20 protein-coding genes are annotated in these 22282 nt (G+C 66.6%); 16 read left to right on the top strand and 4 right to left on the bottom strand.

Going from position 1 to position 22282, the window contains the following annotated elements; all coding sequences use genetic code 11:
* The first annotated feature begins 29 nt into the window (after positions 1–29).
* Positions 30–650 (top strand): GDP-mannose pyrophosphatase NudK, encoded by a 621-nt coding sequence (nudK, locus tag ACCQ07_RS13580; protein WP_014090544.1) that lies wholly within the window; start codon positions 30–32, stop codon positions 648–650.
* A gap of 50 nt (positions 651–700) precedes the next feature.
* On the opposite strand, the gene ACCQ07_RS13575 is transcribed toward nudK, so the two are convergent.
* Positions 701–2206, bottom strand: a complete 1506-nt coding sequence (locus ACCQ07_RS13575) for a helicase HerA-like domain-containing protein (protein ID WP_372363387.1) — start codon at positions 2204–2206, stop codon at positions 701–703.
* A 292-nt stretch (positions 2207–2498) separates the two neighbouring features.
* Here ACCQ07_RS13575 and ACCQ07_RS13570 point away from each other — a divergent pair, with 292 nt between their 5' ends.
* Positions 2499–4082: a transglycosylase SLT domain-containing protein gene (locus tag ACCQ07_RS13570; RefSeq protein WP_011347957.1), complete on the top strand. Its 1584-nt coding sequence runs from the start codon at positions 2499–2501 to the stop codon at positions 4080–4082.
* A 408-nt stretch (positions 4083–4490) separates the two neighbouring features.
* On the opposite strand, the gene asd is transcribed toward ACCQ07_RS13570, so the two are convergent.
* The gene (gene asd / locus ACCQ07_RS13565) at positions 4491–5333 is read right to left on the bottom strand and encodes an archaetidylserine decarboxylase (RefSeq protein WP_057681391.1); all 843 of its coding nucleotides are present in this window, start codon (positions 5331–5333) and stop codon (positions 4491–4493) included.
* The gene (locus ACCQ07_RS13560) at positions 5330–5980 is read right to left on the bottom strand and encodes an SCO family protein (RefSeq protein ID WP_008577518.1); all 651 of its coding nucleotides are present in this window, start codon (positions 5978–5980) and stop codon (positions 5330–5332) included. Before ACCQ07_RS13560 ends, asd begins: the two co-directional genes overlap by 4 nt.
* Positions 5981–6060: 80 nt before the next feature.
* Here ACCQ07_RS13560 and prmB point away from each other — a divergent pair, with 80 nt between their 5' ends.
* From prmB to ACCQ07_RS13520, 8 genes are all read left to right on the top strand, one after another.
* Positions 6061–6987 (top strand): 50S ribosomal protein L3 N(5)-glutamine methyltransferase, encoded by a 927-nt coding sequence (gene prmB, locus ACCQ07_RS13555; protein WP_008577520.1) that lies wholly within the window; start codon positions 6061–6063, stop codon positions 6985–6987.
* 10 nt (positions 6988–6997) lie between these two features.
* Positions 6998–8101: a chorismate synthase gene (gene aroC / locus ACCQ07_RS13550; RefSeq protein WP_008577522.1), complete on the top strand. Its 1104-nt coding sequence runs from the start codon at positions 6998–7000 to the stop codon at positions 8099–8101.
* A complete protein-coding gene (locus tag ACCQ07_RS13545; RefSeq protein ID WP_014090539.1) occupies positions 8094–9167 on the top strand; it encodes a 2-hydroxyacid dehydrogenase in 1074 nt (357 codons plus the stop codon). Before aroC ends, ACCQ07_RS13545 begins: the two co-directional genes overlap by 8 nt.
* 83 nt (positions 9168–9250) lie before the next feature.
* Positions 9251–10276, top strand: coding sequence for an aspartate-semialdehyde dehydrogenase (locus ACCQ07_RS13540; RefSeq protein WP_011347954.1), 1026 nt, complete (start codon positions 9251–9253; stop codon positions 10274–10276).
* A 683-nt stretch (positions 10277–10959) separates the two neighbouring features.
* Positions 10960–12915, top strand: coding sequence for a type IV pilus assembly protein FimV (locus ACCQ07_RS13535; RefSeq protein WP_443098100.1), 1956 nt, complete (start codon positions 10960–10962; stop codon positions 12913–12915).
* Positions 12912–13319, top strand: a complete 408-nt coding sequence (locus ACCQ07_RS13530) for a VOC family protein (RefSeq protein ID WP_008570950.1) — start codon at positions 12912–12914, stop codon at positions 13317–13319. Before ACCQ07_RS13535 ends, ACCQ07_RS13530 begins: the two co-directional genes overlap by 4 nt.
* Positions 13320–13481: 162 nt before the next feature.
* Positions 13482–14255 carry a tRNA pseudouridine(38-40) synthase TruA gene (gene truA / locus ACCQ07_RS13525; RefSeq protein ID WP_136732725.1) on the top strand — a complete coding sequence of 258 codons (774 nt, stop codon included), beginning with the start codon at positions 13482–13484 and terminating at the stop codon, positions 14253–14255.
* Positions 14252–14920: a phosphoribosylanthranilate isomerase gene (locus ACCQ07_RS13520; RefSeq protein WP_372363386.1), complete on the top strand. Its 669-nt coding sequence runs from the start codon at positions 14252–14254 to the stop codon at positions 14918–14920. The genes truA and ACCQ07_RS13520 overlap by 4 nt, the downstream gene beginning before the upstream one ends.
* A gap of 191 nt (positions 14921–15111) precedes the next feature.
* On the opposite strand, the gene ACCQ07_RS13515 is transcribed toward ACCQ07_RS13520, so the two are convergent.
* Positions 15112–16038, bottom strand: coding sequence for a LysR family transcriptional regulator (locus ACCQ07_RS13515; RefSeq protein WP_031423341.1), 927 nt, complete (start codon positions 16036–16038; stop codon positions 15112–15114).
* 105 nt (positions 16039–16143) lie between these two features.
* On the opposite strand from ACCQ07_RS13515, the gene trpB reads away from it, so the two are divergent.
* The 6 genes from trpB (at position 16144) to ACCQ07_RS13485 (ending at position 22215) form a co-directional block, all read left to right on the top strand.
* Complete coding sequence (gene trpB / locus ACCQ07_RS13510; RefSeq protein WP_005914297.1) at positions 16144–17361, top strand: tryptophan synthase subunit beta; 1218 nt, start codon at positions 16144–16146, stop codon at positions 17359–17361.
* Between the two features lie 42 nt (positions 17362–17403).
* Entirely contained in the window at positions 17404–17784 is a 381-nt protein-coding gene (locus ACCQ07_RS13505) for a hypothetical protein (RefSeq protein ID WP_218210746.1), read from the top strand.
* A 43-nt stretch (positions 17785–17827) separates the two neighbouring features.
* Positions 17828–18634 (top strand): tryptophan synthase subunit alpha, encoded by an 807-nt coding sequence (gene trpA, locus ACCQ07_RS13500; RefSeq protein WP_031423335.1) that lies wholly within the window; start codon positions 17828–17830, stop codon positions 18632–18634.
* Between the two features lie 286 nt (positions 18635–18920).
* A complete protein-coding gene (accD, locus tag ACCQ07_RS13495) occupies positions 18921–19808 on the top strand; it encodes an acetyl-CoA carboxylase, carboxyltransferase subunit beta (protein WP_008570957.1) in 888 nt (295 codons plus the stop codon).
* Positions 19805–21154, top strand: coding sequence for a phosphoglucosamine mutase (gene glmM / locus ACCQ07_RS13490; protein ID WP_122272597.1), 1350 nt, complete (start codon positions 19805–19807; stop codon positions 21152–21154). Before accD ends, glmM begins: the two co-directional genes overlap by 4 nt.
* Before the next feature lie 122 nt (positions 21155–21276).
* Complete coding sequence (locus ACCQ07_RS13485) at positions 21277–22215, top strand: isopenicillin N synthase family dioxygenase (RefSeq protein WP_011347947.1); 939 nt, start codon at positions 21277–21279, stop codon at positions 22213–22215.
* Positions 22216–22282 lie beyond the last annotated feature (67 nt).

Here is a 22282-nt window from a genome sequence, read left to right as displayed (position 1 = left end):
CTGCTCGCTTGCACCACAAGGAGTGTCGCTTGATTCCCTCTGCCACCGGCAACCCGCAGGTCCGCATCCGCAGCATCGATGTGCTCTCGGACAATTGGTATGTGCTGCGCAAGGTCACGTTCGATTTCCAGCGCAAGGACGGCCGCTGGCAGACCTTGTCGCGCGAGGCCTACGATCGTGGCAATGGCGCCACCATTCTGCTGTACAGCCGCGCCAAGCAGACGGTGATGCTCACCCGCCAGTTCCGCCTGCCGACGCTGCTCAATGGCAACCCGGATGGCATGTTGATCGAAGCCTGTGCCGGCCTGCTCGACCAGGACGATGCGCTGACCTGCATCCGCAAGGAAACCGAAGAGGAAACCGGCTACCGGATCGACAACGTGCGCAAGGTATTCGAGGCCTTCATGAGCCCTGGCTCGGTCACCGAGCGCCTGTACTTTTTCGTCGGCGAATACGTCGACGGCGACAAGGTCAGCGGCGGCGGTGGACTCGAAGAAGACGGCGAAGAGATCGAAGTGCTGGAGCTGTCACTGGATGCAGCGCTGGCGATGATCGGCTCAGGGGAGATCGCCGATGCCAAGACCATCATGCTGTTGCAGTACGCCAAGTTGCATGGCGTGTTGGAGTCCGTTCACGCCAACACGCGGTAGCCCTTCACGGCGACGGTGCCATCGAGACGTGGCAGCGGCGATCAAGCAGATCATCGCTTCCCGCCAAAAATGCTACCGAAGATGCCGCGCACGATCTGCTGCCCGATCTTGTTGCCCACCGTGCGCGAGGTCTGCTTGGCCATCGCTTCCAGCATGCCCTGGCGGCGGCGGGTGCCGAAGACCGCGTCCTTGACCGCCTGACCGAAGCCGCTGTCGTGCGCGTCGTCATCTTCGCGAGTGCGGGCAGGTGGGGCTGCGTTGTGTTCGGCGGCCTGTTCGACGCGGCGCGCCAGCAGTTCGGCAGCCGATTCGCGGTTGATCGCGGTGTCGTAGCGGGTGCCGACCGGGCTTGCCGCGCGCACCTGCGCGCGTTCGGTTTCGCTGATGGCGCCCATGCGGCAGCGCGGCGGTGCGATCAACGTCTGCTGTACCGGCGCCGGCACGCCCTTGCCCTGCAGCGGCGACACCAGCGCCTCGCCGGTGCCCAGGCTGGAGATGGCGGTGGCGACATCGAGCTTGGGATTGCCGACGAAGGTCTGCGCGGCAGTCTTGACCGCCTTCTGGTCGCGCGGCGTGTAGGCGCGCAACGCGTGCTGCACGCGGTTGCCGAGCTGGCCAAGGATATTGTCGGGAATGTCGTCGGGAAACTGCGAGCAGAAATACACGCCCACGCCCTTGGAACGAATGAGGCGCACCACCTGCTCGATGCGCTGCACCAGCGCCGCCGGCGCATCGTCGAACAGCAGGTGCGCCTCGTCGAAGACGAACACCAGTTTGGGTTGTTCCAGGTCGCCCACTTCGGACAAGCGTTCGAACAGTTCCGACAGCAGCCACAGCAGGAAGGTGGAATACAGCTTCGGCTTGAGCACCAATTGGTTGGCAGCCAGGATGCCGATCACGCCACGGCCATCCGGCGCGACGCGCATCAGTTCGGCCAGCTCCAGCGCAGGCTCACCGAAGAACTGTTCGCCGCCGTCCTGGGACAAACGCAGCAAGGCGCGCTGGATGGCGGCAACCGATTGGCTGGACACCAGTCCGTAACTGGTGGAGAGCTCCTTGCGCTCTTCGACCACCAGCGCGAGCAGCGCGCGCAGGTCGTCCAGGTCCAGCAGCAGCAAGCCGCGGTCGTCGGCCAGCTTGAACACGATGTCGAGTACGCCGGACTGGGTGTCGTTGAGTTCCAGAATCCGGGCGAGCAGGGTGGGGCCCATCTCGCTGACCGTCGTACGTACCGGGTGCCCCATCTGGCCATACAGGTCCCAGAACACCACCGGGTTGGCGGCCGGGGCGTAGTCGGTCATGCCCAAATCGTTGGCGCGCTGCAGCACGCCGGGCGCGCCATCGCCAGCCACGGCCAGGCCGGCGACATCGCCTTTCACGTCCGCCAGGAACACCGGAACGCCCAGCCGCGAGAAGCCTTCGGCCAGCGTCATCAAGCTCACGGTCTTGCCGGTCCCGGTGGCGCCGGCCACCAGCCCGTGGCGGTTGCCGAAGCGTCCTTCCAGCACTACAGGGATGTCATCGGTGACGCCTTTGCCGAGCAGGAACGAGGCCATTGCGCTGATCCGGTAGGAAAGGGCCGATTCTAGCGGGCAATCCCAGCGGGCAATGCCAACCGGCAACGCGGCAGATCCTGGCAGGCAGGCTGGGTCGAACGGGCGACGCACGCACGCCGCGCGGCAGCCGCAGACGCACTCGATCGTTCGCGTCGGTGCGCCGGTTTGCAGGTACTGCACGCATCGACCGCGCCCACCAAGCTAACGGCCCACTGACCCCGGTGGCCTCGCTGCCTTGCCCCGATGTTGCCCCGGCAGCTACCCTGCCTGCCTTTCCGCTGTACTGCCTACGATGCCGCTCGCTCATTTTGGTTTGCGCCCATGGCCTGTCCTGGCTGTGGTGGCGCTGATGTCTGTCGTCCCCGCCGCCCACGCCATCTCCAAACGCGACACGGAGAAGGCCGCCGCGCTCGATGCGCGCATGGCCGCCGCCGAAAAGCGCTATCGCGATGCGCTGGTGCTGGTGAACAACTCCGACCCCAAGGGCACTGCCGAAGGCGATGCTGCGCTGGAGGACATGGAAGACATCATCGACGCCTGCATCAAGCAGCGTGGTTGCCTGGTGTCCAATCAGTTGGCCACCTACAAGCGCCTGCTCAAGGCGCGCGCCGATGCCGAGGCGCCGGCCGCCGAAGATCCGGAAGACGACGACACGCTGCTGCAAGCCGACCCGGACCATCTGGGTCCGGCGTCGAACGGCGTGCCCGAGGCCGCGCGTGCCGCCACGCTGCTCAACGACCAGCGCCACGAATTCGACAAGATGGTGCAGTACAACCCGGCCGTGCAGGCCGGTATCCGGCGCTGGCTCACCGATATGCGCCCGGCGCTGCTGACCAGCTACGAGAACTACAGCAACCTGCGCGGCGTGATGTGGCCGGAATGGCAGAAGCGCGGCCTTCCAGAAGCGCTGCTGTTCGGCATCATGGCCAAGGAATCCAACGGCAAGGTGCATGCCAGCTCGCGCGCTGGTGCCGCCGGGTTGATGCAGTTCATGCCCGCCACCGGACGTCGCTTCGGGCTGGGCCCGGACGGCACCGGCTTCGACACCCGCTTCGATGCACGCAGCGCCGCCGAAGCCAGCGCCGCCTACCTCAACGAACGCATGGCCGGACTCAACCGCAGCATCGAACTGGCACTGGCCGCCTACAACGGTGGCGAAGGCCGTGCCGCGCGCGTGTTCGCGCAGAGCGGCGGGCGCGGCTTCTGGGACCAGGACGTCTATAACCAGTTCCCGGCCGAAACCAAGGACTACGTGCCAATGGTGATCGCGGCGGCGTGGATCTTCCTACACCCGCGTCAATACGGGGTGGACTTTCCCAAGCTCGATGCGCAGCCGGCCACGCTCAAGCTGGCCAAGTCGACCACCATCTACGAACTCACCATCTGCCTAGGCAGCATGGGCACACGCGACGGCTACATGCGTGCGTTGCGCAATCTCAACCCACGTTACGAATCCGATGGCTGGATTCCGGCCGGCACGGTCATCAATGCCACCAACCGCATCGTCAACCTCTACACCCGTTACTGCGTCAATGGCCCGCGTGCGGATCTGGCGCGCACCCTGATCACCGCCGATCTCAACAGCGCAATCGTGCGCAGCAGCAGCGCGCCCGAGTACGTGCCCAGCGTGGCGGTGGGCGATGTCAGCCAGATGGCCGGCGTCCCGACCACCGTCGCCACCGGACAGCCGGCAGTGGCCAAGCCCAAGGCAAAGCAAGTGCGCAGCTACACCATCGCCAAGGGCGACACGCTCGGTCGCGTCGCGCAGAAGTACCAATGCGAGATCAAGGAGCTGGCCAAGGCCAACGGCTTGAAAGCGCCGTCGTATGCGCTCAAGCCGGGGCAAAGCATCAGGTTGGCGGGGTGCGATCGCTGAACCGGGCGCTGGTGGAGCGTTGCTGATGTCCGCACCCTTCAAACGGCGGTGCGCATCGGCCAGAACCCGCTGGCGTGGGGCAGGCCAGGCTGTGCCAAAGCCGTTCCGGTAGCTCCGGCGCGCGCAGCGTGTCGTCAGTCGAAGGTTGGAAAACGGTGCGCGGGGGTGCGAGGCCTTGTGGGGAAGGCCTCGTCGCTGTCAGGTTCGCTGCTACGTTGGCAGCGAGCGCACGACAAGCCTGGTTGCCGTGGGAGCGGACCCGGTCGCAACCAAACCATCCAAACAGCCCGTTTTATGCCGGATGTTCTTCATCCGAGGCTGAGCAGGATGGCGTGCGCGTGGGGGCGGCGTATCACCGGAAACGCCTGGCCGCGGCCAGGTCCGCTCCTACGAGGGCGGCGTTGCACTTCACTGACGACGCGCGAGTGCCTGGCCAAGACGAACCGATGCTTCGGCCGCAAGCCCGCCATCGAGCGTCGCCACACCCGGCGGCAGCAACACGATGACGGTCGAGCCGTAATTGAACCTGGCCATCTCCGCGAACTTCTCCAGCACGATGCCCTTGCCGCGGTAGTCCTTGCGCGTGATGCGGTCGCCATAGCGCGGAATCTCCACGCCGCTCCAGACCGTCTCCACGCCGGACACCAGCAGCGCACCTACCATCACCGAGGCCATCGGGCCGAAATCGGTGTCGAAGTGGCAGACCAGCCGCTCGTTGCGCGCGAACAGGCGCGGCACGTTGCGTACGGCGTCCGGGCCCACGCTGAACAGCCGCCCTGGCACGTGCACGGTCTCGCGCAGGGTGCCGGTCCACGGCATATGCACGCGGTGGTAGTCCTTGGGCGACAGATACACGGTGGCGAACAGGCCGTCGTTGAACGGCGCCGCCGCGGCCTCGTCGCCAAGCAATTCTGCAGCAGTGAACGACTGCCCCTTGGCCTGGAAAATGCGGCCGTTCTCGATCGGGCCGAGCTGGCTGATGCGGCCGTCGGCGGGCATCAGCAACGCAGCCGGGTCGGCATCCGGCACGCGTGCGCCGGGCTTCAAGGCGCGGGTAAAGAACGCATTGAAGGTGGGATAGGCGCGCGGATCCGGCTCCTGTGCCTCGCTCAGGTCCACGCCGAACTTGCGTGTGACCGTGTCGATCAACCACTGCTTGGTGGCGGGTCTATCCGAGTAGGCCAGCGCGCGCGCCAGCGAGGACAGCAACCGGTGCGGCAGCACGTAGGTCAGGGAAGTGACAAGACTCACGGAGCGGTTACCTTGGTCAGCTGTTGGAGGTCGGCGGCAATCGCCTTCGGATCGAGCGGGGGGCGGATCAGCCCGGCCAGGCGGCCTTGCGGATCGAGCACGGCAATGCCGGCGGAGTGGTCCATGCTGTAGTCGTTGGGATTTTGCGCATAGCCTTTGCCCGGGACCTTCTGGAACACGAAGCCCAGCGCGGTGGCGAAGCGCTCCAACGCCGGCACGTCCGCCGTGGCGGCCAGGGTGTCCTTGTGGAAGGCATGTGCGTACTCGCCCAGGCGCGCGGGCGGATCGCGCTGCGGGTCCACCGACACGAACAGCACGCGCGGGCGCAGGCCATCGGGAATGCTTTCCCATTGCTGTTGCGCCACTGCCAGATCGGTCAAGGTGGTGGGGCAGACATCGGGGCAGAACGTGAAGCCCAGAAACACCAGCGTCCAATGCCCCTTGAGTTCGCCGGGCACCAGCTGGGTGCCGTCGGACTGGCGCAGGCTGAATTGCGGCAGCGGGCGCGGCTGCGGATAAAAGGTGATGGTCTTGGTGGGCGGCCATGGCGAACTGGGCGCGCCGCCAAGGAACTTCTGGCCCAGCAACATCCCCAGGCCAGCGGCCAGGGCCACCAGCAGCACGATGCCGGTATTGCGATTGAACATGGCGGTTTCCAGTGCAACGGACGCTCATGATACCGATCCGACCTCTATAATCGGGGGCCGATTCCTCTTTAGTTGTTGCCATGACTGCCGCCGCGGCCGACGAACTGCATACCATCATCGACCTGATCCGCTACGGCACCAGCCGTTTCAACGCAGCCGGTCTGACCTTCGGCCACAGCTACGACAATGCGTTGGACGAAGCCACCCAGCTGGTCCTGCACAGCCTGCATCTGCCGCACGATCTGGGCCCGGCCTACGGCCAGGCGCGCTTGCTGCGCTCGGAAAAAGAGCAGGTGCTTGGTCTGTTCGAGCGCCGCATCACCGAGCGCGTGCCGGCCGCTTACCTCACCGGCGAGGCCTGGTTTGCAGGCCTGAGTTTCAAGAGCGATGCGCGCGCCCTGGTGCCGCGTTCGCCGATCGCCGAATTGATCGAAGCCGGCTTCGAGCCCTGGCTGGGCGGGCGCGAAGTGACTCGCGCGCTGGACCTGTGCACCGGCTCGGGCTGCATTGCCATCGCGATGGGCCACTACAACCCGCAGTGGGATGTGGATGGCGTGGACATCAGCGACGATGCGCTGGCGCTGGCCGCCGAAAACAAGGCGCGCCTGCATGCCGACAATGTCACCTTGCTCAAGTCGGACCTGTTCAACGGTCTGGGCGGTCGCCAGTACGACCTGATCGTCACCAACCCGCCGTACGTCACCAACGAGGAAACCGACGCGCTGCCGCAGGAGTATTCCTACGAGCCCGAACTCGGCCTGCGCGCCGGCGACGATGGCCTGGACCTGGTGTTGAAGATCCTGCGCGATGCGCCGCAGCACCTGAGCGAAGACGGCTTGCTGATCTGCGAAGTGGGCGAGTCCGAGCAGCACCTGGTCAAGCTGCTGCCGGAAGTGGATCTGGCCTGGGTCGAGTTCAAGGTCGGGCAGATGGGCATCTTCGCGGTGGAATGCCGCGAATTGATCGCCCACGGTGCCCGCATCGCCGAGCTGGCCGCGCAGCGATGAGCCTGCGCGCATGAGTGCCAATTCGTTCGGCAAGCTGTTCACTGTCACCACCTTCGGCGAGTCGCACGGGCCGGCGATCGGTTGCGTCGTCGACGGCTGCCCTCCCGGCCTGGAGCTCGCGCCGGAAGAGTTCACCCACGATCTGCAGCGCCGCGCCAGCGGCAAGAGCCGGCACACCTCGGCGCGCCGCGAGGCCGACGAGATCGAGATCCTGTCCGGCGTGTACGAAGGCCGTACCACCGGCACGCCGATCGGCTTGCTGATCCGCAATACCGATCAGCGCAGCAAGGACTACAGCAACATCGCCCAGCAGTTCCGTCCCGGCCATGCCGATTACACCTACTGGCAGAAGTACGGCATTCGCGATCCGCGCGGCGGCGGGCGTTCGTCGGCGCGCGAAACCACCATGCGCGTGGCCGCCGGCGTGATCGCCAAGAAGTGGCTCAAGCAGCGCTATGGCGTGCTGGTGCGCGGTTTCCTGTCGCAGCTGGGCCAGATCCGTCCCGCTGGTTTCGATTGGGATGCGGTGGAAGACAACCCGTTCTTCTGGCCGCATGCGGCGCAGGTGCCGGAGCTGGAAACCTACATGGACGCGCTGCGCAAATCCGGCGACTCGGTCGGTGCGCGCGTGGACGTGGTGGCCGGCGGCGTTCCGGCAGGCTGGGGCGAGCCGATCTACGGCAAGCTCGATGCCGAACTTGCGGCGGCGTTGATGAGCATCAATGCGGTCAAGGGCGTGGAGATCGGCGACGGCTTCGCCAGCGCGGCGCAGAAGGGTACCGAACACCGCGACCTGATCACCCCGGAAGGCTTTCTCAGCAACCATGCCGGCGGCATCCTGGGCGGAATCTCCACCGGCCAGGCGGTCACCGCCTCGATGGTGCTCAAGCCCACCTCCAGCCTGCGCCTGCCCGGCGCGACGGTGGATGCCGATGGCAGCGTGGTCGATGTCATCACCACCGGCCGGCACGACCCGTGCGTGGGCATCCGCGCTACCCCGATCGCCGAGGCGATGATGGCGCTGGTGCTGATGGACCAGGCGTTGCGCCATCGTGCCCAGTGCGGCGATGTGGGCGAGGTGTCGCCGCGCATTCCCGGTCAGGTCGATGTCTGACGGACGTCGTCCCAGGGTGTGGGTGAGCCAGCCGCTGTTCGACGATGTCGTCGCGCAGTTGGGCGAGCATTTCGAGCTGACCACCACGCAGCGCGTCAGCGCATATTCGCCGGCCGAGCTGGCCGCGCAACTGGCACCGTTGGACGGCGCCCTGATCACCCTCAACGAGCGCATCGGCGCGGCCGAAATCGCCGCCGCGCCGCAGCTGCGCGCCATCGCCAATGTCGGCGTGGGCTACAACAATCTCGACATCGAGGCCTTGAGCGCGGCCGGCATCCTGGCCAGCAACACGCCGGACGTGCTTACCGAAACCACGGCCGATCTCGGCTTTGCGTTGCTGATGGCCACCGCGCGCCGCATCACCGAATCCGAGCGCTGGCTGCGCGACGGGCAGTGGGGGCAATGGTCGTTCAAGACCATGCTCGGCGCCGATATCCACGGCAGCACGCTCGGCATCCTGGGCATGGGACGCATTGGCCAAGGCATCGCCCGGCGCGGTGCGCACGGTTTCGGCATGCGCGTGCTGTACCACAACCGCAGCCCGTTGCCGGCCGCTACCGAACAGGCGCTGGGCGCACGGTACGTGGATTTCGAGACGTTGCTGGCGCAGTCCGATCACCTGGTGCTGGTATTGCCGTACACCAGGGACTCTCACCACATCATCGATGCCGCGGCGTTGGGCAAGATGCGCGCCACCGCCACGCTGGTGAACATCGCCCGCGGTGGCATCGTCGATGAGCTGGCATTGGCCGATGCGCTGGCCAACGGCCGCCTGGCCGGTGCCGGCCTGGATGTCTACGAAGGCGAGCCGCATGTGCGTCCGGAGCTGCTGGCGCTGAACAACGTGGTGCTCACCCCGCACATCGGCAGCGCCAGCCTGGCCACGCGCCGCGCGATGGTGCAACTGGCGGTGGACAACCTGATCGCTGCGCTGGGCAAGGGCCCGCATGCCGGCAACCCGCCGAGCGCCCTCAACGCCGATGCAGTTGCCGCTACCAAACGTGGCGGCACCGGCGTGGACGCGAAAAAAAACGGCGTCACCGGCAGCATTTCGACCAAACGATAGGGAACCTCCGCGGCCAGCGTTGGAGGTTCCCCGAACCCAGCGCGCAGTGCTTCCTCATTTCCCCTTTCGATAAAGACAAACTCATGAGCAACGAAAACCGTCGTTTCAACGTCGCCGTCGTGGGCGCCACCGGCGCTGTCGGCGAGACCATGCTGAGCATCCTGGCCGAGCGCAACTTCCCGGTCGCCACCCTGTACGCGCTGGCGTCGTCGCGCTCGGCGGGCGGGCAGGTGGAGTTCAATGGCGGCAAGGTCGATGTGCTGGACCTGGCCGAGTTCGACCCCGCCGGCGTGGACATCGCGCTGTTCTCCGCCGGCGGCAGCGTGTCCAAGGAATACGGCCCCAAGTTCGCCGCGGCCGGTGCGGTGGTGATCGATAACTCCTCAGCCTTCCGCTACGACGACGACGTGCCGCTGGTGGTGTCCGAGGTCAACCCGGAAGCGCTCAAGCAGCGCCCGCGCGGCATCATCGCCAATCCCAATTGCTCGACCATGCAAATGCTGGTGGCACTGGGCCCGATCCACCGCCAGTACGGCATCGAGCGTATCAACGTGGCGACCTACCAGTCGGTCTCCGGCGGCGGGCGTTCGGCGATGGAAGAACTGGGCAAGCAGACCAGCGAGTTGTTGAGCTTTCAGGACATCGACCCGCAGCGGTTCCCGGTGCAGATCGCCTTCAACCTGATCCCGCACATCGACGACTTCCAGGACAACGGCTACACCAAGGAAGAGATGAAGCTGGTCTGGGAGACCCGCAAGATCCTCGGCGACGACAGCATCCAGGTGAACCCCACCGCGGTGCGCGTGCCGGTGTTCTACGGCCATTCCGAAGCGGTGGCGATCGAGACCCGCGACAAGATCACCGTGGAGCAGGCGCGCGCGCTGCTGGCAGCGTCGCCTGGCGTGGAAGTGGTGGACGAGCGCAAGCCCGGCGGCTACCCGACGCCGGTCACGCATGCTTCCGGCAAGGATGCGGTGTTCGTCGGCCGCATCCGTGAAGACTTTTCGCATCCGCGCGGCCTGAACTTGTGGATCGTCTCCGACAATATCCGCAAGGGCGCTGCGCTCAACGCCGTGCAGCTGGCCGAACTGGTCGCACAGGAAGGCTAAGCAGCACGACAAAGACGACCGCGCAGCCGCCATGCGTGCGCGCGGCCGGCGCCTGGTGCAGCAGGCCTCACCCGGCCACTGCGATGCTGAGCGCGCCGTTCGCGCCTGCATGGGGACGGCTCGCGACGTGCGGTTGGCGCTCTCAACCGCCGTGCACGTGCTGGAGCATGCCGGCGCGCGGTGATGCTTCCCAGAGAGGCGCACCGCGCGCAAGCGCTCCGGCAGGGTGCGCACCGACACATGGAACGTCGGCTCGATTCTCAACCGAATTCCACCTCAACCGAATTCCACCTGCAGGCGCGCTGCCCATCGCGCGTCTGCGGGCATGCGCACGTGCGCGTATCGCCTCATGTGGCATTGGAGGACCTTGCAGCTTGCAGTGCGCAGACCTGTCGCCAGCCGCTCGCACACACTCCGTGCCTGCTCAGGCGACACGCCATTGGCGCCATGTCATGGCATCCCGCAGCGCGTGACTTTGCACCACGCAATCTGCCGACAGGCCGTTGCGCGCTTGAGACCTCGCGCAGTGAGAGCGCCCATCAGCACTTGCCGGTTTGCATTGGCCACGCATGCATGCCGCACTGCGGCAGTGTCGCTGGCACAGCGCTCTGCATCACGGCGCCGACTTTTTCGCTCATCCAGCGGCTATATTGATGCCCATGAAACATAGGGGCGGGGGCGCGATGCGTCCGATACAAGGGATAGGTGCGTTGCTGCTGATGGCCTGCAGCGGCGCTGCAATGGCGTTGGGACTGGGCGATATCCGGGTGCTGTCCAAGCCCGGGCAACCGCTGGTGGCCGAGATTCCGGTCATCTCCAACGAGCCGGGCGAACTGGACAACGCGCGCGTGGCACTGGCATCGGCCACCACGTTTGCGCGCGTCGGCCTGGAGCGCCCGCAAGGGCTGGTCAGCAATCTGCAGTTCCAGTTCGCGCAGGACGCACGCGGGCGTGCGGTGATCCGCGTGACCAGCAGCCAGGCGGTGGACCAGCCGGCGATCAACTTCCTGATCGAGGTGGAGTGGGGCCAGGGCCGGCTGGTGCGCGAATATTCCGCCTTGGTCGATGCGCCCAACACCGCGGCCGCCATCGCCGAGCCGGCCATCGAAGCGCCGCGTGCCGGTTCCAGCAATGCGATCGCACGCGAGCCGGCGCCGGTCGCCGCGCCCGCCGCGCAGGACAACGCCAGGGCCGAACCGGCTGCGCGTGCAGCTGGCAGTGCGTCTGCTGCGTCTGCGACGCAGGCCGGCGACACGTTGCCGGCCGTGCGCGCGGGCCAGACCTTGTCGGAGATCGCCGCGGCGGTGGCGCGTTCCAGCGGGCACTCGCTGGACCAGACCATGCTGGCGTTGCTGCGCACCAATCCGGACGCCTTCATCAACGGCAACATCAATCGCCTGAAGCAGGGCGCGGTGCTGCGCACGCCGCAGGAAGACGCGCTTGCCCAGGTCGGTGCGGCCGAAGCGGCGGTCATGGTGCGCGAGCAGGCCGCCCAGTGGCGGCAGGCGCGATCGGCGGTGCCGCAACCGGCCGAGGCCGGCGCCGCCGCTGCCGCAACGCCGCCGCCCGCCACACCTGCCGCAGCGGCTGGCAACGGCGCGCGGCTCGAAATCGCCCCTGCAGTGGCGAGTCAGACCAACAAGGCCGGCGTCACGTCCGGCACCAGTGCCGAAGGCGAGGGCGAGATGGCGGCCAATCAACAGTTGCAACAGGCCAAGGAAGACATCGCCACCCGCGATGCGGAATTGCAGGACCTGCGGACCCGCGTGGCGGATCTGGAAAAGCTCAAGCAGCAACAGCAAGCGCTGATCGCCATGAAGGACAGCGACCTGGCGGCTGCACAGAAGCGCCTGTCGGAAACCCCGGCGGCCGCACAACAGGGTGGCGGTTTTCCGCTGTGGTTGATCGGCGGGCTGGTGTTGATCGTCGCGGCCGTGGTGGCGTGGCTGGCCGCGCGCCGTCGCAAACCCTCGCCGCTGCCGCCGTTGCCGCGTCGGCAGTTCGACTTCGTCCTGCCTGGCGCGCCGGTGCAGGCCGCCGAGCCACAAGAGGCGACGCAAGCCACTGAGCCCAGCGAGCCCGATGTGGTGCACGAGACCGAATTCGAGCAGGCCGATCTGCGCGACGAAGAGCGCGCCCATGACGCGCAGCAACCATTGTCGGACGTGCTGCGTCGCGAGCCGCTGCCGTCCGAGCCGGCTGCTGCGCCCATGGCGGTCAACAGCGACGATTGGCGTGCGCTGAGAGCCGCACCGCCGGTGGTGGCAACGCCGCCGCAGGACAGCGCCCCCGTCGACGCGGCGCAGGCTCCGCCGCACCCGGCGTCCGAGGCCGTGGAAGCGAGTCACGCAGATGTCGCGCCCACGATCGGTGATGTCCCGTCTACCGCTTCCCCGGTAGCGGTGGCCACGCAAGACAGCCTGGATTTCGAGCGTCCGCCTGCGGCGCCGAGCGCTGCGCCCAGCCCCTCGGCCAGCCGGGACGTCGCCTCGGCCGGGCGCGATCGCCTGGAACTGGCGGTGGCTTACATGGACCTGGGCGACAAGGACACCGCGCGCGGCCTGCTGCTGGAAGTTGCCGCCACCGGCGACGACGCCACGCGCGCCGAAGCCGCCGAGCTGCTGGAACGCCTGGCATGAGCCCGGCGATCGATCGCCTTACTGCGCAGGAAAGTGACGCACGCGAGCGCCGGATCGACTATGTGGAGTTCGCCTCCATCGATCCGGATGCCAGCCGTGCGTTCTTCGAAGCGGTGTTCGGTTGGCAATTCCAGGCCTACGGTCCGGATTACCTGGCCTTCAACGATGGACGCCTGGACGGCGGCTTCTACCGTGCAGCCGCGCCGGCGCCGGACGAGGGTGGGCCGCTTGTGGTGTTGTATGCCGATGCGTTGGCCCCGGTGATCGAGCGCGTGCGTGACGCAGGCGGGGTGATCGTCAAACCGGTCTTCGGCTTTCCCGGCGGCAGTCGGTTTCATTTCCGCGAGCCCGGCGGCACCACGTTGGCCGTGTGGTCCGAGCGCAGCGTCGCGTCCGACGACTGACTGCGCGCTGGTCGCACGCGCGTCCCGCGGCTCGGCACCAGCCAATGCGGCTCGTACACTTCACCTTTTTTGCAGCGACGGGGCTGTGCTGGCAATCGCCTGCGATGGCGGCGGCATGACCGGCGCGCCGATTTCATCGATTCACTCATAGGGCAGGTACCGATGCGTTACGCGCTGGGCGTGGAATACGACGGCAGCGAGTTCCAGGGCTGGCAGCAGTTGGGCGAGCATGGCGGGCCGAGCGTGCAGGCCAGCCTGCAGGCGGCCTTGTCGTCGGTCGCCGATGCGCCGGTGCAGGTGGTCTGCGCCGGGCGCACCGACGCGGGCGTGCATGGCGAATGCCAGGTGGTGCATTTCGATAGCGACGCACGCCGCGAGCCGCGTGGCTGGATGCTGGGCACCACTGCGCGCCTGCCGCCGTCGATCGCCGTGCGCTGGTGCGTGCCGGCAGCCGATGACTTCCACGCGCGCTTTTCCGCACGCGCGCGTCGTTACCGCTATCGCCTGCTCAATCGGCAGATTCGCCCAGCCCTGTATCGGCATACCCTGAGCTGGGAGCGTCGCCCGCTCGATGCCGATGCCATGCATGCGGCGGCGCAGGCCTTATTGGGCGAGAACGATTTCAGCGCGTTCCGCAGCGTGCAATGTCAGGCCTTGCACGCGCGCCGTCACCTGCAGGCCATCCACGTGCAGCGTATCGGCGAGGTGGTGGAGGTGCAGGTCCAGGCCAATGCATTCCTTCATCACATGGTGCGGAATATTGTGGGTTCGCTGATTTTGGTCGGTACCGGCGAGCAGCCGGCCGACTGGATCGCGACGTTGCTCGCCGGACGCGACCGCACTGTGGCCGGCCCGACAGCGCCGCCACAAGGTCTGGTATTTATCGGACCTCTGTATCCTGCAGAGTGGCATCTGCCTGCTGAGGTGACCCAATGAATCGATCGCTGTACCGCACCCGTATCAAGTTTTGTGGCATGACCCGCGCCGGCGATATCCGGCTGGCCGGCGAGCTGGGTGTGGACGCGGTAGGTTTCATCTTTGCGCATGGCAGCCCCCGGCGCGTGGCGCCGGCCGAGGCGCGCGCGATGCGCCAGGCCATTGCGCCGATGGTCGATGTGGTGGCGTTGTTCCGCAACAATTCCAAGGAAGAAGTGCGCGAAGTGGTGCGCACCGTGCGCCCGACCTTGTTGCAGTTCCATGGCGAGGAAGACGACGCGTTCTGCCGTAGCTTCAACCTGCCGTATCTCAAGGCGGTGCCGATGGGCAGCAGCGGCGTGAATGGCGAGGACGCCAACGCGCGCACGCTGCAGTTGTCGTATCCCAATACCGCTGGCTTTCTGTTCGACAGCCATGCGCCCGGCGCGGGCGGCGGCACCGGCAAGACCTTCGACTGGTCGCGCTTGCCCACCGGCTTGCACCGTCCGTTTCTGCTGGCCGGTGGCATCAACGCCGACAACGTGTTCGACGCCATCGTGGCCACGTTGCCTTGGGGCGTGGACGTTTCCAGTGGCGTGGAGTTGGCGCCCGGCATCAAGGACGGCCACAAGATGCGCAAGTTCGTCGAGGAAGTGCGGCGGGCGGATTGTCACGACATGTCGTGAGGGTGGTTGGGGTTCGGGATTCGTGGCAGCGGCTATGCCGAGGCATCTCAAGCGCTGCTTCTTGCCTGCAACACCGCTGCGTCAGGATCCACTGGACAGTCGCCTGATCCTTGCGCCTTTTCGCTTGCACGTGTTCGCGATGCGCCAGCAGCTGGCGAAGTGCTCATGGGGTGATCGCGCGCGATGGCTGCTCAGTTCTCCGCTGCCTGCAGGGTTGAAGAGGTGTGCTGGTCTGTCGCCAGCGCTTTGCCTAGCCAGCCGGCCAGCCGTTCGATGCGTGGATCGGGGTTGCGCTTGGCCGCGCACAAGACCCAGCGCCCTCGCGTGGCGGTGAAGCCCCATGGCGCCAGCAGGCGCCCGGCTGCCAGGTCCGCGGCGACCAACGGCTGCGGCGCAATCGCGATCCCAAGACCAGCGGCAGCGGCTTCCAACAGATACACCAGGTGTTCGAATTCGGTACCGAAGCGCAGCCCCTCAGGTGCCAGCCCGTGCGCCTGGGCCCATTCCGGCCAGGCTTGCGGGCGCGAGCGGGTGTGCAGCAGCGCGTGATCGCCGAGCGCGGCCGGGTTGCTCCCCTCGATCTGCAGGGTCGATGCGAGCTGAGGGCTCAGCACCGGCCCAATCCACTCCACGCCGAGGGTGTGCACCTGCCACTCGCTGGGCCAGGGCGGGGTGTCCAGCAGCAGGGCGGCATCCAAGCCGTCCAGCTCCGGACCAGGTGGCTGTTCGCTGGCCGACAGATGCAGGCGCACGTCAGGCAGCTCTTGCTGCAGCAGTCCCAGGCGCGGAATCACCCAGCGCGCCAGCAAGCTGCCCGAACACCCCAGCACCAGCGGCGCTTCGGCGGCCGGGCGTTGTAATGCCGCCCAGGCCTGACCAATCACGCCAAAGCCTTCGCCGGTGGCATCGCGAAGCCGAACGCCCGCTGCGGTCAGCACCAGGCCGCGGCCCTGGCGCGCAAACAGCGCCGCGCCCAACGCCTGTTCCAGCGAACGCACGTGCCGGCTGATGGCGCCATGGGTCACGTGCAATTCCTGCGCAGCACGGCTGATGCTCTGCAGGCGCGCGGCAGCTTCGAACGCACGCAGCGCCGCCAATGGAGGAAGCAAGGCGCTCATATGTGATTCCAGCTCACAGGTTGCGGCAATCTTATCGATTTATCGCGCGCCGCGGCTGCGCTAGAGTGATGCCTCTCGTATGACGCATCGCTGCAGAGGATTCCCATGTCGGCCCAGCCCATCAGTGACTTTTACGCCTATCCGGATGCTGCCGGTCACTTCGGCAAGTTCGGTGGCCGTTTCGTCGCCGAAACCTTGATCGGCCCACTGCAGGAATTGTCCGCCGCTTACGATCAGGCGCGGCAGGACCCGAGTTTCATTGCCGAATACGACAAGGACCTCAAGCATTACGTCGGCCGGCCCAGCCCGATCTACCACGCCGAGCGGCTCAGCCGTGAAGTGGGTGGGGCGCAGATCCTGCTCAAGCGCGAAGACCTGAACCACACCGGCGCGCACAAGATCAACAACACCATCGGCCAGGCGCTGTTGGCCAGCCGCATGGGCAAGACCCGCATCATCGCCGAGACCGGCGCCGGCCAGCACGGCGTCGCCAGTGCCACCGTGGCGGCACGCCTGGGCCTGGAATGCGTGGTCTACATGGGCGCCACCGACATCGAGCGGCAAAAGATCAACGTCTACCGCATGAAGCTGCTCGGCGCCACGGTGATCCCGGTGACTTCCGGCTCGGCCACGCTCAAGGACGCGCTCAACGAAGCCATGCGCGACTGGGTGACCAACGTGCGCGACACCTTCTACATCATCGGCACCGTGGCTGGCCCGGACCCATACCCGCGCATGGTGCGCGACTTCAATGCGATTGTCGGTCGCGAGGCGCGCGAACAGATGCTGCAGGACTATGGCCGGCTGCCGGATGCGATCAGTGCCTGCGTGGGTGGCGGCAGCAATGCGATCGGTTTGTTCCATGCCTTCCTCAATGATCCGGGCGTCAAGATCTATGGCGCCGAAGCGGCCGGCGATGGCATCGCCACCGGCCGCCACGCCGCCTCCATCGCCGCAGGTCGCCCGGGCGTGCTGCACGGCAACCGCACCTACGTGATCTGCGACGATGACGGCCAGATCACCGAGACCCATTCGATTTCCGCCGGCCTGGATTACCCGGGTGTGGGCCCGGAGCATTCGTTCCTGTCCGACAGCGGTCGCGCGGTGTACCAGGGCATTACCGACGACGAGGCGATGGCCGCCTTCCATCTGCTGGCGCATACCGAAGGCATTCTTGCCGCGCTCGAGTCCAGCCATGCGGTGGCGCAGTCGATCAAGCTTGCGCGCGAGCTGCCCAGGGATGCGCTGGTGTTGTGCAATCTGTCCGGGCGTGGCGATAAGGATGTGCATACCATCGCAGCGCGCGAGGGGATCGCTCTTTAAGAGTGGTGGCGGCTGACGCTATCCGGATGCAGGGACGCGGCGATGCTCGAAGGAATGCTCCAGTTGGTGGCCGAGGTGCTCCTGCAGGCCTTGGCCGAGCTGCTGATCGAAGTTGGCCTGCACTCTGTCGCCGAGTCGTTCGAGCGCAGGCCCTCGCCCTGGCTGGCGGCAGTGGGCTACGCAATCCTGGGCGCGTTACTTGGCGGTGTCAGTCTCTGCCTGCTGCCGCAGCACCTCACTGCGACCTTGGGCGCGCGACTGGCAGCGCTGCTGATCGCGCCGCTGGTCGCCGGTGGGCTGATGGCCGCGCTTGGTGCGTGGCGTGCGCGTCGCGGCGACCCGGTGCTGCGCATCGATCGATTTTCCCACGGCTACCTGTTTGCGCTGTGCTTTGCGCTGATGCGGTATTTCTTTGCCACCTGAGGTTAGATGGCAGCTGGCTTTCCTCCCTTGTTCGAGTGATTTCATGCGTCGTATCGATTCCTGCTTCGCCGAGCTGCGTGCCAATGGGCGCAAGGCACTGATCCCCTTCATCACCGCCGGCGACCCATCGCTGGAAGCCACCGTGCCGGTGATGCACGCGCTGGTGCGCGCCGGTGCCGATGTGATCGAGCTGGGTGTGCCGTTCTCCGACCCCATGGCCGACGGTCCCACCATCCAGCGCAGCTCCGAGCGCGCGCTGGCACGCGGCGCCGGCCTGGCGTATGTGCTCGAAGCGGTGCACGAGTTCCGTCGCGAAGATGCCACCACTCCGGTGGTGTTGATGGGCTACCTCAACCCGATCGAGATCCATGGCACGCGACGCTTCGCCGAAGCCGCGGTCGCCGCGGGCGTGGATGGTGTGCTGCTGGTCGACCTGCCGCCGGAAGAAGCTGGCGAAACGCGCGCCATCTTTACCGAGGTCGGCTTGGCGCTGATCGCACTGGCTTCGCCCACCACCAGCGAGCAGCGCCTGGACATGCTGTGCAGCACCGCGCAGGGCTATCTGTACTACGTCAGCTTTGCCGGCGTCACCGGCGCCTCCAATCTGCTCGACACCCATGCCGCCAGCGATCGCCTGCGCCAGCTGCGCCAGCGTGCCGGCGCGCCGGTGGTGGCCGGCTTCGGCATCAAGGATGCGGCCAGCGCCGCTGCCATGGCCGTGGATGCCGACGGCGTGGTGGTGGGCAGTGCCCTGGTCGCCGCATTGGCGGACGCAGGCGAGGTCCGCAGCGCCCGTGAGCGCGCCGAAGCGTTCCTGGCCCCGTTGCGCCAGGCGCTCGACCAGAAATGAGAACCGAACGTCTCTCTCAGCGCTAACGTCTCTCTCAGCGCTAGGGAGTGGGGCGAGGGGCGGGCGCAGCCACGTGCAGCCAATCCATTGCGCCGCATCGCGCCACGGCAGTCGCCGCGATATGTCCGCGGCCATCCTGCGCAGAGACATCACGCCGCCCAAGACCGCAAGTCTCTGCGCCAGATCCCGCATTCATGACCCCGGCTACCTTGGCATTCCCACGGCGCGTTAGACTGTCGCCCCTCTGCGGCCCGCCAGGCCGCCCTGCATGGATTGTCATACACGCATGAGCTGGCTCAGCAAATTGATGCCCTCCGGCATCCGCACCGAAAACACCCCGGCCAAGAAGCGCAGTGTCCCCGAGGGCCTGTGGGAAAAGTGCAGCAATTGCGGGAGCGCGCTGTACGGCCCGGAACTCGAAGAAAACCTCGAGGTGTGCCCGAAATGCGATCACCACATGGCCATCCGCGCCCGCGCGCGCCTGAATTCGCTGTTCGACCCGGACACCGCCACCACTGAAATCGCCGCTCAGCTCGGGCCGGTCGACGCGCTCAAGTTCAAGGACCAGAAGCGCTACGGCGAGCGCATCAAGGCCAGCCAGAAGGCCAGCGGCGAATACGACGCGCTGATCGCCATGCGCGGCACGCTCAAGGGCAATCCGCTGGTCGCCGCTGCGTTCGATTTCGCCTTCATGGGCGGCTCGATGGGGTCGGTGGTCGGCGAGCGCTTTGCGCGTGCGGCCGAAGTGGCGCTGGAAGTGGGCTGCCCGTTCGTGTGCTTTTCCGCCAGTGGCGGCGCACGCATGCAGGAAGGCCTGTTCTCGCTGATGCAGATGGCCAAGACCTCGGCCGCGCTCGGCCGCCTGCGCGAAGCCGGCCTGCCGTATATCTCGGTGCTGACCCATCCCACCACCGGTGGCGTGTCGGCCTCGTTCGCGATGCTCGGCGATATCAACATCGCCGAGCCGCATGCGCTGATCGGCTTTGCCGGCCCGCGCGTGATCGAACAGACCGTGCGCGAAACGCTGCCGGAAGGTTTCCAGCGCTCGGAGTTCCTGCTCGACCACGGCGCCATCGACCAGATCTGCGACCGCCGCCAGCTGCGCGACCGCATCGCCGAGCTCACCGCGATGATGATGCGGCAGCCGCATCCGCAAGACGCCGACGCCGCATGAGCGCACGCAAGTACTTCGGCACCGACGGCATCCGCGGCCGGGTCGGGCAGGGTGTGATCTCGGCCGATTTCGTGCTGCGCCTGGGCAATGCGCTTGGCCGTGTACTGACCCAGGGCCGCAGCAAGCGGCCATTGGTGCTGATCGGCAAGGACACCCGCATTTCCGGCTACATGTTCGAAGCGGCGCTGGAAGCAGGCCTGGTTGCCGCCGGAGCCGACGTGCAGCTGATCGGGCCGATGCCGACCCCGGCCATCGCCTTTTTGACCAGCACGCTGCGCGCCGATGCGGGGGTGGTGATCAGTGCCTCGCACAATCCGCATTACGACAACGGCATCAAGTTCTTCTCCGCCGAAGGCGAGAAGCTCGACGACGCCACCGAAGCGGCGATCGAAGCGGCGTTGGACGAGCCGTTCCACACGGTGGAATCGGAGCGATTGGGCAAGGCCATTCGCACCCGTGACGCGATCGGCCGCTATATCGAATTCTGCAAGGCCAGCGTGGCGCGCGGTTTCACCCTGCACGGGCTGAAGATGGTGCTGGATTGCGCGCATGGCGCCACTTATCACATCGCACCCATGCTGTTCCGCGAGCTGGGCGCCGAGGTGGTGGTCATCGGCGCCGCGCCGGACGGGCTCAACATCAACGCCGGCGTGGGCTCGACCCATATCGACAATCTCGCCGCCAAGGTACGCGAGTGCGGCGCGCATCTGGGCATCGCCTTCGATGGCGACGGCGACCGCGTGCTGATGGCCGACGACCAGGGCAATCCGGTCGATGGCGACGATCTGCTGTATGTGCTGGCCCGCTCGTGGCAGGCCAGCGGCCGGCTGACGGGTACCGTGGTCGGCACCTTGATGACCAACTACGGTCTGGAACAGGCATTGGCTGCACTGAACATCCCGTTCCAGCGCGCCAAGGTCGGCGACCGCTACGTGCATCAGGCCCTGGTCGAAGGCGGCGGCACGTTGGGCGGCGAAACGTCCGGTCACCTGTTGTGCCTGGACCGTGCCAGCACTGGCGATGGCATCGTCAGTGCGCTGCAGGTGCTCGAAGCGCTGGGCCGCGATGGGCAGAGCCTGCGCGAGGCGCTGGCCAGCCTGAGCAAGGTGCCGCAGAAGACCGTCAACGTGCGCCTGGATGGCGGCACCGCCAAGGCCATTGTGGAAGCGGTCAACGTGCAGCAGGCATTGCAGCAGGCGCAGGCCGCCGTGCAAGGGCGCGGCCGCGCGTTCCTGCGCCCGTCGGGCACCGAACCGGTGGTACGGGTGACCGTGGAGGCTGACGACGCCGGCCTGATGCAGGACACGCTCGACCGGCTCTCGGGTGCAGTGCGTGACGCGGCGTGAGTCGATCGTCATTGGCGTGTGCGTGGTCATCGCCAAGGCCGCCACGTTCTACCTGTTGTATCGCCTGCTGATCTGATCAGCAGGTTTCTCTGGACCTTTCGACCTTGACTGCAGACATCCGTATGAGCGCGCGCATCCCCACGCTGGACATCACCCGTTTCGACACCGATCGCGACGCCTTCGTCGCCGAGCTCGGAGCGGCTTATCGGCAGTGGGGTTTTGCCGGCATCCGCAACCACGGCATCGCCCAGGCCGACATCGACGCCGCCTACGACGTGTTCAAGGCGTTCTTCGCGTTGCCCGAAGCGACCAAGCGCCGTTATCACGTGGAAGGCAGCGGTGGCGCGCGCGGCTACACCGCGTTCGGCGTGGAAACCGCCAAGGATTCCAAGCACTTCGACCTGAAGGAGTTCTGGCACATCGGCCGCGAGATTCCGGACGATTCGCCGTACCGCGCAGTGATGCCGCCGAACCTGTGGCCCAGCGAAGTGCCGGGCTTCCGCGAGCGCGGCTACCAGCTGTACCAGCAGCTCGATCAACTGGGTTCGCGCGTGCTGTCGGCGCTGGCGCTGCATATCGGCCTGCCGCAGGACTACTTCGTCGACAAGACCAACAACGGCAATTCGATCCTGCGGCCGATCCATTACCCGCCGATCACCAGCGACGACATTCCCAACGTGCGTGCCGGTGCGCATGGCGATATCAATTTCATCACCTTGCTGGTGGGTGCCAGTGCCGCCGGCCTGGAAGTGCGTTCCCACGATGGCGAGTGGGTGCCGTTCACTGCCGACGCCGACACCATCGTGGTCAACATCGGCGACATGCTGCAGCGCCTGACCAACCATGTATATCCGTCCACCATCCACCGCGTGGTCAATCCGCCCGGAGAGCAGGCGCGCCAGCCGCGCTATTCGGTGCCGTTCTTCCTGCATCCCAATCCGGATTTCCTCATCGACGTGCTGCCCTCGTGCATCAGCGCCGACAATCCCAGCCGTTATCCGGAGCCGATCACGGCGCATGGCTTCCTGGAAGAGCGTCTGCGCGAGATCAAGCTGAAGTGATCTGCGCCTGCGCAACAGCCGCGCTCGCAACACCACCGGTGACCGGTGCCGCACTTCTGTTCAGAAG

It is taken from the genome of Xanthomonas sp. NCPPB 3583 (assembly GCF_041475715.2).
In the GTDB taxonomy this organism is placed as follows: domain Bacteria; phylum Pseudomonadota; class Gammaproteobacteria; order Xanthomonadales; family Xanthomonadaceae; genus Xanthomonas; species Xanthomonas euvesicatoria.
The sequence above is the reverse complement of the archived record's forward strand: the minus strand, read 5'-3'. Positions and strand labels throughout refer to the sequence as shown.

Coding starts and splice junctions, on each gene's coding strand:
- ACCQ07_RS13575 (WP_372363387.1), bottom strand. CDS start 2,206: ATGGCCTCGTTCCTGCTCGGCAAAGGCGTCACCGATGACATCCCTGTA.
- ACCQ07_RS13570 (WP_011347957.1), top strand. CDS start 2,499: ATGCCGCTCGCTCATTTTGGTTTGCGCCCATGGCCTGTCCTGGCTGTG.
- ACCQ07_RS13560 (WP_008577518.1), bottom strand. CDS start 5,980: ATGTTCAATCGCAATACCGGCATCGTGCTGCTGGTGGCCCTGGCCGCT.
- prmB (WP_008577520.1), top strand. CDS start 6,061: ATGACTGCCGCCGCGGCCGACGAACTGCATACCATCATCGACCTGATC.
- aroC (WP_008577522.1), top strand. CDS start 6,998: ATGAGTGCCAATTCGTTCGGCAAGCTGTTCACTGTCACCACCTTCGGC.
- ACCQ07_RS13545 (WP_014090539.1), top strand. CDS start 8,094: ATGTCTGACGGACGTCGTCCCAGGGTGTGGGTGAGCCAGCCGCTGTTC.
- ACCQ07_RS13540 (WP_011347954.1), top strand. CDS start 9,251: ATGAGCAACGAAAACCGTCGTTTCAACGTCGCCGTCGTGGGCGCCACC.
- ACCQ07_RS13535 (WP_443098100.1), top strand. CDS start 10,960: ATGCGTCCGATACAAGGGATAGGTGCGTTGCTGCTGATGGCCTGCAGC.
- ACCQ07_RS13530 (WP_008570950.1), top strand. CDS start 12,912: ATGAGCCCGGCGATCGATCGCCTTACTGCGCAGGAAAGTGACGCACGC.
- truA (WP_136732725.1), top strand. CDS start 13,482: ATGCGTTACGCGCTGGGCGTGGAATACGACGGCAGCGAGTTCCAGGGC.
- ACCQ07_RS13520 (WP_372363386.1), top strand. CDS start 14,252: ATGAATCGATCGCTGTACCGCACCCGTATCAAGTTTTGTGGCATGACC.
- ACCQ07_RS13515 (WP_031423341.1), bottom strand. CDS start 16,038: ATGAGCGCCTTGCTTCCTCCATTGGCGGCGCTGCGTGCGTTCGAAGCT.
- trpB (WP_005914297.1), top strand. CDS start 16,144: ATGTCGGCCCAGCCCATCAGTGACTTTTACGCCTATCCGGATGCTGCC.
- ACCQ07_RS13505 (WP_218210746.1), top strand. CDS start 17,404: ATGCTCGAAGGAATGCTCCAGTTGGTGGCCGAGGTGCTCCTGCAGGCC.
- trpA (WP_031423335.1), top strand. CDS start 17,828: ATGCGTCGTATCGATTCCTGCTTCGCCGAGCTGCGTGCCAATGGGCGC.
- accD (WP_008570957.1), top strand. CDS start 18,921: ATGAGCTGGCTCAGCAAATTGATGCCCTCCGGCATCCGCACCGAAAAC.
- glmM (WP_122272597.1), top strand. CDS start 19,805: ATGAGCGCACGCAAGTACTTCGGCACCGACGGCATCCGCGGCCGGGTC.
- ACCQ07_RS13485 (WP_011347947.1), top strand. CDS start 21,277: ATGAGCGCGCGCATCCCCACGCTGGACATCACCCGTTTCGACACCGAT.